Source organism: Pseudomonas sp. 3MAES_34.3B (genome assembly GCF_058145875.1).
In genome coordinates this window covers 4,978,406-4,991,549 of the sequence record NZ_CM176960.1, presented here as the reverse complement: position 1 = coordinate 4,991,549, position 13,144 = coordinate 4,978,406, and the positions used below count along the sequence as shown (strand labels likewise).

14 protein-coding genes are annotated in these 13,144 nt (G+C 62.6%); 3 read left to right on the top strand and 11 right to left on the bottom strand.

All coding sequences use genetic code 11. The features are described from left to right. Positions 1 to 170 precede the first annotated feature (170 nt). Positions 171 to 563: a hypothetical protein gene (locus AC3Z8Y_RS22430; protein WP_490087623.1), complete on the bottom strand. Its 393-nt coding sequence runs from the start codon at positions 561 to 563 to the stop codon at positions 171 to 173. A 277-nt stretch (positions 564 to 840) separates the two neighbouring features. On the opposite strand from AC3Z8Y_RS22430, the gene AC3Z8Y_RS22425 reads away from it, so the two are divergent. Continuing rightward, positions 841 to 2,910 (top strand): AsmA family protein, encoded by a 2,070-nt coding sequence (locus AC3Z8Y_RS22425; protein WP_490087622.1) that lies wholly within the window; start codon positions 841 to 843, stop codon positions 2,908 to 2,910. Between the two features lie 452 nt (positions 2,911 to 3,362). On the opposite strand, the gene AC3Z8Y_RS22420 is transcribed toward AC3Z8Y_RS22425, so the two are convergent. Further along, positions 3,363 to 3,896 carry a ferritin-like domain-containing protein gene (locus AC3Z8Y_RS22420; protein ID WP_181110811.1) on the bottom strand — a complete coding sequence of 178 codons (534 nt, stop codon included), beginning with the start codon at positions 3,894 to 3,896 and terminating at the stop codon, positions 3,363 to 3,365. Positions 3,897 to 4,025: 129 nt separating this feature from the next. After that, the gene (gene osmE, locus AC3Z8Y_RS22415) at positions 4,026 to 4,367 is read right to left on the bottom strand and encodes an osmotically-inducible lipoprotein OsmE (RefSeq protein WP_181110810.1); all 342 of its coding nucleotides are present in this window, start codon (positions 4,365 to 4,367) and stop codon (positions 4,026 to 4,028) included. A 177-nt stretch (positions 4,368 to 4,544) separates the two neighbouring features. On the opposite strand from osmE, the gene AC3Z8Y_RS22410 reads away from it, so the two are divergent. Continuing rightward, a complete protein-coding gene (locus AC3Z8Y_RS22410; RefSeq protein WP_490087621.1) occupies positions 4,545 to 5,555 on the top strand; it encodes an AI-2E family transporter in 1,011 nt (336 codons plus the stop codon). On the opposite strand, the gene AC3Z8Y_RS22405 is transcribed toward AC3Z8Y_RS22410, so the two are convergent. Then, complete coding sequence (locus tag AC3Z8Y_RS22405) at positions 5,552 to 6,817, bottom strand: Hsp70 family protein (protein ID WP_490087620.1); 1,266 nt, start codon at positions 6,815 to 6,817, stop codon at positions 5,552 to 5,554. The genes AC3Z8Y_RS22410 and AC3Z8Y_RS22405 overlap by 4 nt on opposite strands. Before the next feature lie 209 nt (positions 6,818 to 7,026). Here AC3Z8Y_RS22405 and AC3Z8Y_RS22400 point away from each other — a divergent pair, with 209 nt between their 5' ends. Beyond that, positions 7,027 to 7,965 (top strand): DnaJ C-terminal domain-containing protein, encoded by a 939-nt coding sequence (locus AC3Z8Y_RS22400; protein WP_181110807.1) that lies wholly within the window; start codon positions 7,027 to 7,029, stop codon positions 7,963 to 7,965. A gap of 60 nt (positions 7,966 to 8,025) precedes the next feature. Here the strand turns inward: AC3Z8Y_RS22400 and ureC are convergent, their stop codons facing one another. The 7 genes from ureC to urtE form a co-directional block, all read right to left on the bottom strand. After that, a complete protein-coding gene (ureC, locus tag AC3Z8Y_RS22395) occupies positions 8,026 to 9,726 on the bottom strand; it encodes an urease subunit alpha (protein ID WP_490087619.1) in 1,701 nt (566 codons plus the stop codon). A 135-nt stretch (positions 9,727 to 9,861) separates the two neighbouring features. After that, positions 9,862 to 10,167: an urease subunit beta gene (locus AC3Z8Y_RS22390; protein WP_490087618.1), complete on the bottom strand. Its 306-nt coding sequence runs from the start codon at positions 10,165 to 10,167 to the stop codon at positions 9,862 to 9,864. Beyond that, positions 10,164 to 10,700 (bottom strand): GNAT family N-acetyltransferase, encoded by a 537-nt coding sequence (locus tag AC3Z8Y_RS22385; protein WP_490087617.1) that lies wholly within the window; start codon positions 10,698 to 10,700, stop codon positions 10,164 to 10,166. The genes AC3Z8Y_RS22390 and AC3Z8Y_RS22385 overlap by 4 nt, the downstream gene beginning before the upstream one ends. Before the next feature lie 3 nt (positions 10,701 to 10,703). Then, positions 10,704 to 11,234, bottom strand: a complete 531-nt coding sequence (locus AC3Z8Y_RS22380) for a GNAT family N-acetyltransferase (RefSeq protein WP_490087616.1) — start codon at positions 11,232 to 11,234, stop codon at positions 10,704 to 10,706. A gap of 8 nt (positions 11,235 to 11,242) precedes the next feature. Continuing rightward, positions 11,243 to 11,545: an urease subunit gamma gene (ureA, locus tag AC3Z8Y_RS22375; RefSeq protein ID WP_490087615.1), complete on the bottom strand. Its 303-nt coding sequence runs from the start codon at positions 11,543 to 11,545 to the stop codon at positions 11,243 to 11,245. Positions 11,546 to 11,564: 19 nt separating this feature from the next. Continuing rightward, positions 11,565 to 12,404 carry an urease accessory protein UreD gene (locus AC3Z8Y_RS22370; protein ID WP_490087614.1) on the bottom strand — a complete coding sequence of 280 codons (840 nt, stop codon included), beginning with the start codon at positions 12,402 to 12,404 and terminating at the stop codon, positions 11,565 to 11,567. An 11-nt stretch (positions 12,405 to 12,415) separates the two neighbouring features. Further along, entirely contained in the window at positions 12,416 to 13,114 is a 699-nt protein-coding gene (gene urtE / locus AC3Z8Y_RS22365) for an urea ABC transporter ATP-binding subunit UrtE (protein WP_490087613.1), read from the bottom strand. Positions 13,115 to 13,144 lie beyond the last annotated feature (30 nt).

Below are 13,144 nucleotides of genomic sequence, written 5' to 3'. Positions count from 1 at the left end.
GTGGTGGCAAACAGGGGGTATTGCGCGGGGGAGTGAGCAGAGATAGCGCGCGGGAGGGTAACTTCGTGGTGCGTCCAGTGGCTTGGTGCACCTTAGCAGTGCAAACGCCGCAAACGAATCAGGCCCGCTGTTAGCAAGCGGGCCGGGTATTCGTAAGTCATGAGCGGCACTCAGGCAGTAGCGTTAAGGCTGCGATCAGCACCATCTTGGGCAACTGTGTTCAGCGAACGGTCCGAGCCATCTTGGGCGACGGTGTTCAGCGAACGGTCCGAGCCATCTTGGGCAACTGTGTTCAGCGAACGGTCCGAGCCATCTTGAGCGACAGTGTTCAGCGAACGGTCCGAGCCATCTTGAGCGACGGTGTTCAGCGAACGGTCAGAGCCATCTTGGGCGACGGTGTTCAACGAGCGATCCGAGCCGTCTTGAGCGACGCTGTAGCCATGGGTCACTACGATAGCGGCGGTGGGTTTGGCCTGGGCAGAAATGGCTTGTTCGGTAACGGGCAGTGCGAAAGCGCTTACGGTAACAAGCGAGAGGGCGGCGGCGAGGATTTGAAGTTTCATGGTGGTAGCTCCGAAAGTGGGGGTGAAAATCTGTCTACGGGGCCAATGCTACGCTGTGCTCGCCACAGCGGAAGTTGATCGTGGGAATGATAACAATCGACCGGAATGATGTTTAAAAATCCGTTTTGTAACAAAGGCTTAATACTGATTCCGGTTTGATCTGGCCGCAGCGGGGCTACCGTGGGCCGCAGCTATCGAACCTCTGCCGCCTCGCTGTAGTCACACCCTTGACCATCGTTAGCGCGCTCGAGAGAGAGGGTCGCTGTAAGGAGAACCTATGTCCCGCCCGCTTCGCATCGTCGCCTGGACCCTCGCCGTCCTGCTCGCCCTACTCATCGCCGTGATGGTCTTTATCGCGGTGTTTGACTGGAATCGGGTGAAGCCGACCCTCAATGAGAAGGTGTCTGCAGCCCTGCACCGACCCTTTGCCATTAATGGCAACCTGGCGGTGGAGTGGGCCCGCCAGCCGGACGAAGGCGGCTGGAGGGCATGGGTGCCGTGGCCGCAGTTCATTGCCGACGACATCAGCCTGGGCAACCCGGAATGGGCGAAGGCGCCGCAGATGGCCGGCCTCAAGCGCGTAGAGTTTCGCCTGTCCCCGCTGCCGCTGATTGCGCAGCATATCGTGATCCCGCGGATCAACCTTACCGAGCCCAGCGCTGACCTGCAGCGGCTCAAGGATGGCCGGGCCAACTGGGACTTCGACCTCGGGCCAAAAGACGAAAATGCAGAGCCTTCGAGCTGGGTACTGGATATCGGCGCGATAGGCTTCGATAAGGGGCGGGTAACCCTTGATGACGCCACCTTGGCAACGCAAATGGAAGTGTTGATCGATCCATTGGGCAAACCCATCCCCTTCAAGGCACTGGCCGGCGGCAGTGAAGCAGCCAAGGCGCTGGAGAAGGAAGGCAATAGCGCGCAGGACTACGCGTTTGGTTTCAAGGCCAGCGGCCGTTATAAAGGGTTGCCGGTGAAAGGCGACGGTAAGATCGGCGGGTTGCTGGCGTTGCAGGATGCCGCGCAACCGTTCCCGGTGCAGGTAGATGTAGCGGCTGGCGACACTCGAGCGGCGGCTGTCGGCACGCTGACCGACCCACGCAACCTCGGCGCGCTGGACCTTCATTTAAAGCTGTCGGGCACTAGCCTGGGCAACCTGTATCCGCTTACTGGTGTGACCCTGCCGGATTCCCCCCCTTACAGCACTGACGGCCATCTTGTGGCCCGCCTGCATGAACCCAGCGGGGCAACCTTCCGCTATGAGGGGTTCAATGGCCGGATCGGTGACAGCGATATCCATGGCGACCTCGGTTTTGCCGCCACCCAGCCCCGGCCGAAACTGACCGGCAAGCTGGTATCCAACCAGCTGCTGTTCGCGGACCTGGCGCCGCTTATTGGTGCTGATTCCAATGAAGAACAAAAAGCCCGAGGCGGTGCCAGCCAGCAGCCCGAGGGCAAGGTATTGCCGGTGGAGGCATTCAAGACGGACCGCTGGCGTGCGATGGATGCGGATGTGCAGTTTGCTGGCAAGCGCATCGTAAAAAGCGAGAGCCTGCCCATCACAGACCTTAATACCCACGTGGTGCTGGACGATGGCCGCCTGAGCCTCGAGCCCCTGCGTTTTGGCGTAGCGGGTGGGCAGTTGAACGCCCAGATAGACCTCAATGGCCGCGCCGCGCCGCTACAAGGCCAGGCCCGGTTGAGCGCCCGGGGGTTCAAGCTGAAGCAGCTGTTCCCGACCTTCGAACCCATGCGAACCAGCTTCGGCGAGCTGAACGGCGATGCGCAGTTCTCTGGCACCGGCAATTCGGTGGCGGCCTTGCTGGGTTCGTCCAACGGCAACCTGAAAATGCTGGTCAATGACGGCGCAGTAAGCCGCGACCTCATGGAGATCGCCGGGCTGAACGTAGGCAACTATGTGATGGGCAAGATTTTTGGCGACAAGGAAGTGAAGATCAACTGCGCCGCGGCGGACGTGGGCATCAAGGATGGCTTGGCCAGCACCAACCTCTTCGTGTTCGATACCGAGAACGCGGTCATTTACATCGACGGCGACGCCAACTTCAAGACCGAGCGCATGGACTTCAAGGTTACCCCGGAGTCCAAAGGGTTCAGGCTGCTGTCGCTGCGTTCGCCGCTGTATGTACGCGGCACCTTCGGCCAACCGAACGCCGGTGTTCAAACCGTTCCGCTGCTGCTGCGTGGGGCTGGGATGGTGGCGCTGGGTGCGGTAGTCGCGCCCGCTGCCGGGTTGCTGGCATTGGTAGCGCCAAGCGGCGAAGCACCTAACCAGTGCCGGCCGTTGCTGGAGCAGATGAAGCAAGGCAAGGTACCGCAAACGGTGCGTTGAACACCCGATTCCCGCACTGGCAGCAGCGGAGCTTGCTCGCGACCCGTCGTGAAACGGCGGTATACCTTTTCGCGGGCAAGCCCGGCTGCTACGGAGAATGACTCCCTGCCATTGCTGGAGCAGATGAAGCGAGATATGTAGCAGCCGAGCTTGCTCGCGACCCGCCGTGAAGCGGCGGTATACCTTTTCGCAGGCAAGCCCGGCTGCTACGGAGAATGACTCCCTGCCATTGCTGGAGCAGATGAAGCGAGATATGTAGCAGCCGAGCTTGCTCGCGACCCGCCGTGAAGCGGCGGTATACCTTGTCGCGGGCAAGCCCGGCTGCTACGGAGAATGACTCCCTGCCATTGCTGGAGCAGACGAAGCGAGATATGTAGCAGCCGAGCTTGCTCGCGACCCGCCGTAAAGCGGCGGTATACCTTGTCGCGGGCAAGCCCGGCTGCTACGGGGAATTAGCCAAGGTCAGCCAGGATGTCCGCCATGTCGTCGGCGTGTTCTTCTTCCTGCGCCAGGATGTCTTCGAAGATGCGGCGGGTGGTCGGGTCTTTTTCACCGATGTACTGCACGATCTCCCTGTAGGCATCAATGGCGATGCGTTCGGCGACCAGGTCCTCGTAGACCATTTCCTTCAAGTTGCTGCCAGCCTTGTATTCGGCGTGAGACATGGCCGAAATCTTGTCCGGATTGAACTCCGGCTCGCCGCCCAGCTGCACGATGCGCTCGGCAAGGCGGTCGGCGTGCTCGGCCTCCTGCTTGGCGTGCTCGAGGAATTCATCGGCGGCCACGCTGGCCTTCAGCCCGGTGGCCATGAAGTAGTGGCGCTTGTAGCGCAGGGTGCACACCAGCTCGGTGGCCAGGGATTCATTAAGCAGGCGGATCACTTCTTCGCGGTCAGCGGTATAGCCTTCCGTTACCGCGCCGTTGTCCACGTTCTGGCGGGCGCGTTCTCGCAGGGCGACCTTGTCTGTCAGTTGCAGGTTAAGCATGGTTGTTCTCCAGGCGGTTCACGGGTTGTACCGGCTCGCTCTGTTACGCGCATGGCGCCCGGCGAGCTCGGTTCAGATGTGAGTAGCCGCTGCGGCGAAGGTTTCACCCAGGCGTCGCAGCGGCAGGGCTCACTTGGCCTGTTCGTTCTGTTTGCGCTGCTCGCAGGTCATGAAACCTTTGGTATCCACCAGGCCGGCGCTGCTGAAGCTTACGTAATAGGCCTGCTGGTGGCCTTCACGGTTGAGGATGTAGTTGTTGCAAGTGCCGTTGCTGGAGCCGGCGGTGCCTTCAACCACCGTGGAGGGCGGGCCGGCAATGGTGCGCACTTGCTCCATGGTCATGCCGTTTTCCACTTGCTTGACCAGAGGCTCGTTGCGGTAGGTAACGAAGTCCACCGGGTTCTCGGGGGTGGTCTGGCAACCGGCAAGCATGGCGAGCGTGCACGCAGCGGTCAGGGTTTGCCTAAACATGGGTATCGCTCCTTCTAGGGCCGAAGTGGCTACATTTTTGGAGCTTTGTTTGTACACAAGAGTTCGAACTTTCGGTACATCGAGTGGCGCTTGGGGTGCCGCCCCGCTTAAGGCTGGTGGTACGACGTGTTCACTGGCAGACTGCCCATCCTTCCCGCGTGGTTTGTTCGAGGCCGTATGCCCACGTTTTCTTCACGTCATGTACTGATCGCCAGTTGGGTGCTGGTTATCGGCGGGCTGCTGCTGGTGCTGCCGCTGCGCTTGCTCCCAAGCCTTCTGGCTGGCCTGCTGGTGTTCGAGCTGGTCAACATGCTCACCCCACAGCTGCAAAGGCTTATTGCCGGCCCCCGGGCGCGGTGGGTGGCCGTTGCGTTGCTAGGCACGCTGGTGGTAAGCGCGCTGGCGCTGATTTTCTTCGGTGCCTTCAGCCTGGTGCTGCATGAGGTAGAAAACCCCGGCGCCTCGCTGGACAAGTTCATGGGCGTGGTGGACCGGGCTCGAGGCCAGTTGCCGCCCGCTGTGGATGCCTACCTGCCGGCCAGCGCAGCGGAATTCCGGGTGGCGATTGGCGCATGGTTGGGCAAGCATGTAAGCGACCTGCAGCTGATGGGCAAGGACGCGGTGCACACCTTCGTGACGTTGCTGATCGGGATGGTGCTGGGGGCGATCATCGCCCTCCAGCGCGCCCCTGATCATGCCGATCGCCAGCCGTTGGCCGCCGCCCTTTATCAGCGCGTGACGCTGCTGGTGCAGGCATTTCGCAACATCGTGTTCGCGCAGCTGAAGATTTCGCTGCTCAACACCACGTTCACGGCGATTTTCCTGGCGGTGGTTTTGCCGCTGCTGGGCATCAAGCTGCCATTGACCAAAACGCTGATCGTAGTGACTTTCCTGCTGGGCCTGCTGCCGGTAATTGGCAACCTGATGTCCAACACGCTCATCACCATCGTGGGGCTGTCGCTGTCGATCTGGGTCGCGGTTGGCGCGCTGGCCTACCTGATCCTTATCCACAAGGTGGAATACTTCCTCAATGCCCGCATTGTAGGCGGGCAGATCCGTGCGAAGTCCTGGGAGCTGTTGCTGGCGATGCTGGTATTCGAGGCGGCGTTCGGGTTGCCCGGCGTGGTGGCCGGGCCGATCTACTACGCCTACCTCAAAAGCGAGCTGCGTGAGGCTGGCCTGGTTTAGCCGTAGCGCCGCCATGCTTCGATGGCGAGCCCGCTGCCAATGCTGCCAAAGCGGTTGCCTTCCACATGCCGGGCATTGGGCAGCATTGCCGCCACGCTGTCCCGCAGCGCCGGGATGCCGCTGGAGCCCCCCGTGAAGAACACGGTGTCGACCTGGGTTTCAGTGATGCCGGCGCGCTGGAGGGTTTCGCTCACGCTGTTGCGCACGCGCTCCAGAAGGCCTTCGATAGCACTTTCGAACAGCACACGGGTAAGGTCGGCGCTCAGCCCCGGCTCGATGCGGCTCAAGTCCAGCACGCGGTTTGGCGCTTCGGTGAGCTGGATCTTGCTTTCTTCCACCTCCATGGCCAGCCAGTGCCCGGCGCGCTGCTCGATCAGCCGGAACAGACGGTCGATGCCCAGGGTGTCCTCGATGTCGTAACGCATGTTGCCCAAGGCAATCTGCGATTTCTGCAAATACACCGAGTTGATCGTGTGCCAAGTGGCCAGGCTCAGGTGGAAGCTGGTAGGCATCAGCGCCTGGCTTTTCATCCGGCTGCCGTAGCCGAACAGCGGCATCACGCCCTGCAGGCTGAGCTGCTTGTCGAAGTCCGTCCCGCCCACATGCACACCGCCAGTGGCGAGGATGTCACTCTGGCGTTCGGTGAGCGCGCGGCGCTCGGGTGCCAGGCGCACCAGGGAGAAGTCCGACGTACCGCCGCCGATGTCCACGATCAGTACCAACTCTTCGCGATCGATCCCCGACTCATAGTCGAATGCCGCGGCAATGGGCTCGTACTGGAACGACACCTCTTTGAACCCGATCTTGCGCGCGACCGCGGCCAGCGTGTCTTCGGCCTCCTGGTCGGCCACCGGGTCTTCGTCCACAAAGAAGACCGGCCGGCCAAGTACCACCTGGTCGAAATCGCGGCCGCCGGCCTGTTCGGCCCGTTGCTTGAGCTGGGTGATGAACAGGCCCAGCAGGTCCTTGAACGGCAGGGCGCTGCCCAGCACGCTGGTGTCATGCTTGATCAGCCGCGAGCCCAGCAGGCTTTTGAGGGAACGCATCAGGCGCCCTTCATAACCTTCCAGGTATTCCTTCAAGGCGAGCCGGCCGTACACCGGGCGGCGCTCCTCGGCGTTGAAGAACACCACGGAGGGCAAGGTGATCTTGCCGTCCTCGAGTGGCAGCAAGCTGTCCTCGCCAGGGCGGTACCAGCCTACCGTGGAATTGGACGTACCGAAGTCGATGCCGCAGGCGCGAGCGAAGGGAGCGGAGGTCATGGAGCGGCCCTGGGGAAAAAACGGCCGCGCAGTGTATGCCACGGTCACCCGAAATCGAAGGGCAGGCGTCGGTTATTTTACTGGGCGGGCACCTTGAAAGAAGCGCCTCGGCCCCCCATCTGGAAGCCATTCCCGCGCGAACCTTTGCCACAGGCAACGTCTGATTGAGGACGCCCTCGCGCTTTTCAATTTTCAGGTGGTACCCACAGATGGATTTCAAAGACTACTACAAGATACTTGGAGTGGAGCCCAGCGCGGATGAGAAGACCATCAAGGCCGCCTACCGCAAGCTCGCCCGCAAGTATCACCCGGACGTAAGCAAGGAGCCCAATGCCGAGGCGCACTTCAAGGAAGCGAACGAGGCGTACGATGCGCTGAGCAGCCCGGAAAAGCGCGCCGAGTATGACGAGCTGCGCAAGTATGGCGTGCACGGCAGGCCATTTCAGGCACCGCCGGGCTACGGTGGCGGCGGCAACTTCGGCGGCGACACGGCCGATTTTTCGGAGTTCTTCAGCTCCATCTTCGGCAACCAGAGCCGCGCTGGTAATCCCTTCGGCAGCGCCCGGGGCCAATCACGCAGCAGCAGCCGGCGGGGCAAGGACGTGGAACTGGAATTGGCGTTGTTCCTCGAGGAAACCCTGGCTGGCGAGTCCAAGCAGGTCAGCTTCCGTGTGCCTCAGTACAACGCGGCCGGCCACCCTGCGGGGAGCGTTACCAAAACGCTGAACGTTAAGATCCCGGGCGGCGTGACCGACGGCGAGCGCGTGCGGCTGAAGGGGCAGGGCGGGCCTGGGCACGCAGGCGGCGAAGCAGGGGATTTGTACATCACCATTCGCTATGCCCCCCACCCGCGCTTTACCCCGGAGGGTACCGACCTGGTGGTGGAAGTGCCTGTTGCGCCCTGGGAACTGGCGCTGGGCGCGAAGGTGCCTGTGCCTACGCTCACGGGCCGGATTAACCTGACCATTCGCCCCGACAGCCAGAACGGCCAGCGCCTGCGCGTGAAAGACAACGGGTTGCCCATCAAGGGCGGCGGCCGAGGCGACCTGTTCGTGCAGCTCAAGGCAGTGATGCCCCCGCGCAACGAAGCCACCCGCGAGCTGTGGGAAAAACTCGCCAGCAAGGCAGGCTTCGATCCCCGGGCGTAGGAGCAGGCGGAGCCTGCGAATTGTTCGCCGGCTGCGCCGTCTCCTACAGGAGCGTATGGCTCAGAACAGAAAATACCGCTGGGCCATGGGCAGTTCGTCCGCCGGTTCGCACCACAGCAGTACGCCATCGGCCTTGACCTGGTAGGTCTGCGGGTCCACTTCGATGTGGGGCTGGTAGCTGTTGTGGATAAGGTCGGCCTTGGTCACGTTGCGGCAGCCCTTCACCACGGCGATGGCTTTCTTCAGCCCCAACTGTTCCGGGACGCCCGCGGCTTTCGCGGCCTGGCTGATGAAGGTCAGGCTGGTGGCGTGGCGAGCGCCGGCGTAGCTGCCGAACATGGGCCGATAGTGCACGGGCTGAGGCGTGGGAATGGAGGCGTTGGCATCGCCCATCAGGCTCGCCGCGATGGTGCCGCCCTTGAGGATCAGGGTGGGCTTGACCCCAAAGAACGCCGGGCGCCACAGCACCAGATCGGCAAACTTGCCCACTTCGATCGAGCCCACCTCATGGCTTATGCCATGGGTTATCGCCGGATTAATCGTGTACTTGGCGATGTAGCGGCGCGCGCGGAAGTTGTCGTTACGCTCACTGTCTTCGGGCAACGGCCCGCGCTGCTTGCGCATCTTGTCGGCGGTTTGCCAGGTACGGGTGATCACTTCCCCTACGCGGCCCATGGCCTGGCTGTCCGAGCTGATCATGGAGAATGCGCCAAGGTCATGCAGGATGTCCTCGGCGGCAATGGTCTCCCGGCGGATACGGCTTTCCGCGAAGGCCACATCCTCGGCGATGCTCGGGTCCAGGTGATGGCAGACCATGAGCATGTCTAGGTGCTCGTCGATGGTGTTGCGGGTGAATGGCCGGGTGGGGTTGGTGGAGCTGGGCAGCACGTTCGGCAAGCCACAGGCCTTGATGATGTCCGGTGCGTGACCACCGCCGGCACCTTCGGTGTGATAGGTGTGAATGGTGCGACCCTTGAACGCGCCCAAGGTGGTTTCCACGAAGCCTGATTCGTTCAGGGTGTCGGTATGGATCGCCACCTGCACGTCGTACTGATCGGCCACAGACAGGCAATTGTCGATGGCAGCGGGCGTGGTGCCCCAGTCTTCATGCAGCTTGAGGCCGATGGCCCCGGCCTCCACCTGCTCGATCAGCGGGCCTGGCAGGCTGGCGTTGCCCTTGCCGGTAAAACCGATGTTCATGGGGAAAGCGTCCGCGGCCTGGAGCATGCGCGCCATGTGCCACGGGCCGGGGGTGCAGGTGGTGGCGTTGGTGCCAGTCGCAGGCCCCGTGCCGCCACCGATCATGGTGGTGACGCCGCTCATCAATGCCTCTTCGATCTGCTGAGGGCAAATGAAGTGGATATGGGTGTCGATGCCACCGGCGGTTAGGATCATGCCCTCGCCAGCGATCACTTCAGTGCTGGCGCCCAGCGCGATGGTCACCTCCGGCTGGATATCCGGGTTGCCGGCCTTGCCGATGGCGGCGATGCGGCCATTTTTCAACCCTACGTCCGCCTTGACGATGCCCCAGTGATCGAGAATCAAGGCGTTGGTAATCACCGTGTCCACGACGTCGGCCGCCAGCAACTGGCCCTGGCCCATGCCATCGCGGATCACCTTGCCGCCGCCGAACTTCACTTCTTCCCCATAACTGGTGAAGTCCTTCTCCACTTCGATCCACAGTTCGGTATCGGCCAGCCGTACCCGATCGCCAACGGTAGGGCCGAACATGTCGGCGTAGGCCTGTTTACTGATTTTCATCCCCAATCCTCTGAAGCGGCAGCTGCAAGCTTCACGCTTCAAGCTGCAAGAAAGTGCGCGGCGCGTATCAGGCCACATGAAACCTCAAGCTCTACGCGGCTTTTACTTGCCGCTTGCAGCTTGCAACTTGACGCTCTATAGATCGCCCATGACTCGCCCGGCGAAGCCATACACTCGGCGCAGGCCAGACAGCTCCACCAGCTCTACCTCACGTGACTGCCCAGGCTCGAAGCGCACCGCGGTGCCGGCCGGGATGTTCAGGCGCATGCCGCGCGCGGCGGCACGGTCGAAGGCAAGGGCGTCGTTGGTTTCGAAAAAGTGGAAGTGCGAGCCCACCTGGATAGGCCGGTCGCCGCTGTTGGCCACGGTAAGGCTATGGGTGCGACGGCCGACATTGAGTTCGATCTCGCCAGCGTCGATGCGGTATTCGCCTGGGATCATGCGCGAGGTCCTTGCAGGATTTTGTAGTAAAGGGAGGTAGGGCGGTAGGTGCCGTCGGGCGAACAGGCGTAGTCGGGGATTTCCCCGGCGCGCTGGTAGCCCAGGCCTTGATAGAAGTGTTCCGCCGTCGAGCCGGTTTCAGTGTCCAGAAACAGCAGCCCACGCTGAAGCTGACGGGCACTGGTTTCCAGTTCGAGCATCAGTTGCGCGCCCAGGCCGTGGCGGCGGCTGTCGCTGCGTACCAGCAGCTTCTGCACTTCGGCACGGTTCAGCCCGTTGGGCTTCTGGCACAGCCCCAACTGCGCGGTCGCCAGCACTTGCTCGTGCTTGACCACCACCCAGAGCAGGCGGCTGCCCTGGTGGATTTCACTGTGTACTTGCGCGAAATAGTCCCCTGCCCCAGCCGCGTCCAGGTCTTCCAGGAAACCCACCGAGGCTCCGTTGGCGACTGCATCGAGCACCAGCTCTACCAGGCCTGGGCGGTAATGGGCGAAGCTTTCCACGGTGACGCGACGCAACTGTGCAACGTTCATGGCTTACTCCGGTCGAGAGGGCGGCGCAGCGCCAGGGGCAAGAATCAACTGCATGAAGGTCAGGTCCAGCCAGCGGCCGAATTTCACGCCCACCTGGGGCATCTGCCCGGTAACTGTGAAACCGTGCCGCTCATGCAAGCGGATCGACGCGGCGTTGCCGCTTTCGATGGCTGCCACCACCACATGCTTGCCGCAAACTTTCGCGCGCTGGATCAGTGGGTCGAGAAGCTTTGCGCCCAGGCCCAGCCCGCGCTGCCCATCGCGCACGTACACCGAATTCTCCACGCTGTGGCGGAAGCCGTCGAAGGGCCGCCAGTCACCGAACGAGGCATAGCCGAGTACCTGTTCTGCGGCGTTCACCGCCACCAGGATCGGATACCCCTGTTGTTGGCGCAGGTCATACCAGGCCTGGCGGTTCGCCAGGTCGACGAGGCTGTCGTTCCAGATGGCCGTGGTATTGGCCACGGCGTCGTTGTAGATGTCCAGGATGCCCGGCAGGTCCGCCGGGGTGGCATCGCGTATTTCGATTGTCATCGGGGCGCTCAAGCAATTGGCTGGTGTACGGTCACCAGCTTGGTGCCGTCGGGGAAAGTGGCTTCCACCTGGATTTCCGGGATCATCTCGGCGATGCCTTCCATCACGTGGTCGCGGTTGAGCAATGTGGTGCCGAAGTGCATCAGTTCGGCCACGGTTTGCCCGTCTCGGGCGCCTTCCAGCAGCGCGGCGGAGATGTAGGCCATCGCTTCGGGGTAGTTGAGCTTCAGGCCACGGGCCAGGCGCCGTTCGGCGACCAGGCCGGCGGTGAAGATCAGCAGCTTGTCTTTCTCGCGGGGGGTCAGGTCCATGCGGGGTCGTTACCTATGTCTATGTGGCCCAGATGCGCGGAGGTACGGCATCCCGACCGAGTAATTGGGGGCGTAACAGTCGCCAGAGGCTGATCAGCCAGTCCCGGGCATGCAGCGCTTCACTGGCCAGGCAGCGGGCGATGACCAGCTCCGGTAGCTGGCTGAGATCACCTTGCCCGAGGCACGGCAGTGCCCGGCATTGTTCCAGCAGCTCGGCGCTGGCCTGGCCGGTGATGATCAGGGTGGCGAACACGGGCTGGCCGCGCAAGCCGATTGGAGAAGCCAACAGGCGATCGTTGCCCACCAGGCGCTGGCGCTCATGCCAGATAAGCTCGCCGTTTCGGCGGATATCCAGCGCCGTGTGGAGGTATCCCGAGGCAAAGGCCTCGCCACTGGCGGGCCGGCCGAGCGCGACCACGTCCCAGTAGCACAGGCGAGCGTCACCTTCGAGGTTGATGCGGGTCTCCAGCTCGGCCTGTGCCCCGCTGAACACGATGGTTTCCTGAGGCAACCATTCCAGTGTGGCGCCAGTGCTGGCGTGCAGTTCCAGGGTTTGCCGGGCTACGCTGTTGGCGCGGTACCACTTGGCGGCGCCAGGGCTGGTGAGTTGCGCCCAGGCGCTTTCACCTACACTGGCGGACACGGCCAGGCGGTCGCCGCCCGCGATGCCTGCTGGCGGGTGAACGATGATGTGTTGGCACACCTGAGGCCCTTCGGGGTACAGGTGCTTCTGCACCCGCAGCGGGCCCAGGTGGCGACGGCGGACAGGCCGGGTGGCGTCGCCGTCACGCGCATAGGCAAGGTCCAGCTCGGCATGCCAGCGAGGAACGAACAAGGCAGGGTTAACAGGTAGGTTCATGGTCGGTTCAGTCAGATGGTTACCAGGCCGCGCACGCCGTCAGCTTCCATGTCGGCGCCACGGCCTTCGCGAATGATCTCGCCCCGCGCCATCACCATGTAGTGGTCAGCGAGCTCGGCAGCGAAGTCATAGAATTGCTCCACCAGCAGAATGGCCATATCCCCACGTGCGGCCAGCTTGCGAATCACCGCGCCAATCTCCTTGATCACCGAGGGCTGAATACCTTCGGTGGGCTCGTCGAGAATCAGCAACCGTGGTCGGCTGGCCAAGGCACGGCCGATCGCCAGCTGTTGCTGCTGCCCGCCAGACAAGTCACCGCCGCGCCGGTCCTTCATTTCGAGCAACACGGGAAACAGCTCATAAATGAAACCGGGCACTTCCTTGGCTTCACGCGCCGGGAACCGGGACAGGCCCATCAGCAGGTTTTCTTCTACCGTAAGCTGGGGGAAGATTTCCCGGCCTTGTGGCACGTAGGCGATACCGGCGTGCACGCGTTGGTGCGGCTTGAACCCGGTGATCGGCTTACCTTCCCAGCGAACCTGCCCTTCCTTGGCCGGCAACAGGCCCATCAGGCAACGAAGCAGGGTGGTTTTGCCCACGCCGTTACGCCCGAGCAGGCAGGTCACTTCGCCCACCCGCGCCTCGAACGAAAGGCCCCGCAGGATGTGGCTGCCGCCGTAGTACTGATGAAGCGTTTCGACCTGGAGCATGTTTTGTCCTCGGTACGCAGCTCGTAGCAG

Excerpts from the sequence above, each read along its gene's own strand:
- AC3Z8Y_RS22430 (WP_490087623.1), bottom strand. The coding sequence starts at position 563 with ATGAAACTTCAAATCCTCGCCGCCGCCCTCTCGCTTGTTACCGTAAGC.
- AC3Z8Y_RS22425 (WP_490087622.1), top strand. The coding sequence starts at position 841 with ATGTCCCGCCCGCTTCGCATCGTCGCCTGGACCCTCGCCGTCCTGCTC.
- AC3Z8Y_RS22420 (WP_181110811.1), bottom strand. The coding sequence starts at position 3,896 with ATGCTTAACCTGCAACTGACAGACAAGGTCGCCCTGCGAGAACGCGCC.
- osmE (WP_181110810.1), bottom strand. The coding sequence starts at position 4,367 with ATGTTTAGGCAAACCCTGACCGCTGCGTGCACGCTCGCCATGCTTGCC.
- AC3Z8Y_RS22410 (WP_490087621.1), top strand. The coding sequence starts at position 4,545 with ATGCCCACGTTTTCTTCACGTCATGTACTGATCGCCAGTTGGGTGCTG.
- AC3Z8Y_RS22405 (WP_490087620.1), bottom strand. The coding sequence starts at position 6,817 with ATGACCTCCGCTCCCTTCGCTCGCGCCTGCGGCATCGACTTCGGTACG.
- AC3Z8Y_RS22400 (WP_181110807.1), top strand. The coding sequence starts at position 7,027 with ATGGATTTCAAAGACTACTACAAGATACTTGGAGTGGAGCCCAGCGCG.
- ureC (WP_490087619.1), bottom strand. The coding sequence starts at position 9,726 with ATGAAAATCAGTAAACAGGCCTACGCCGACATGTTCGGCCCTACCGTT.
- AC3Z8Y_RS22390 (WP_490087618.1), bottom strand. The coding sequence starts at position 10,167 with ATGATCCCAGGCGAATACCGCATCGACGCTGGCGAGATCGAACTCAAT.
- AC3Z8Y_RS22385 (WP_490087617.1), bottom strand. The coding sequence starts at position 10,700 with ATGAACGTTGCACAGTTGCGTCGCGTCACCGTGGAAAGCTTCGCCCAT.
- AC3Z8Y_RS22380 (WP_490087616.1), bottom strand. The coding sequence starts at position 11,234 with ATGACAATCGAAATACGCGATGCCACCCCGGCGGACCTGCCGGGCATC.
- ureA (WP_490087615.1), bottom strand. The coding sequence starts at position 11,545 with ATGGACCTGACCCCCCGCGAGAAAGACAAGCTGCTGATCTTCACCGCC.
- AC3Z8Y_RS22370 (WP_490087614.1), bottom strand. The coding sequence starts at position 12,404 with ATGAACCTACCTGTTAACCCTGCCTTGTTCGTTCCTCGCTGGCATGCC.
- urtE (WP_490087613.1), bottom strand. The coding sequence starts at position 13,114 with ATGCTCCAGGTCGAAACGCTTCATCAGTACTACGGCGGCAGCCACATC.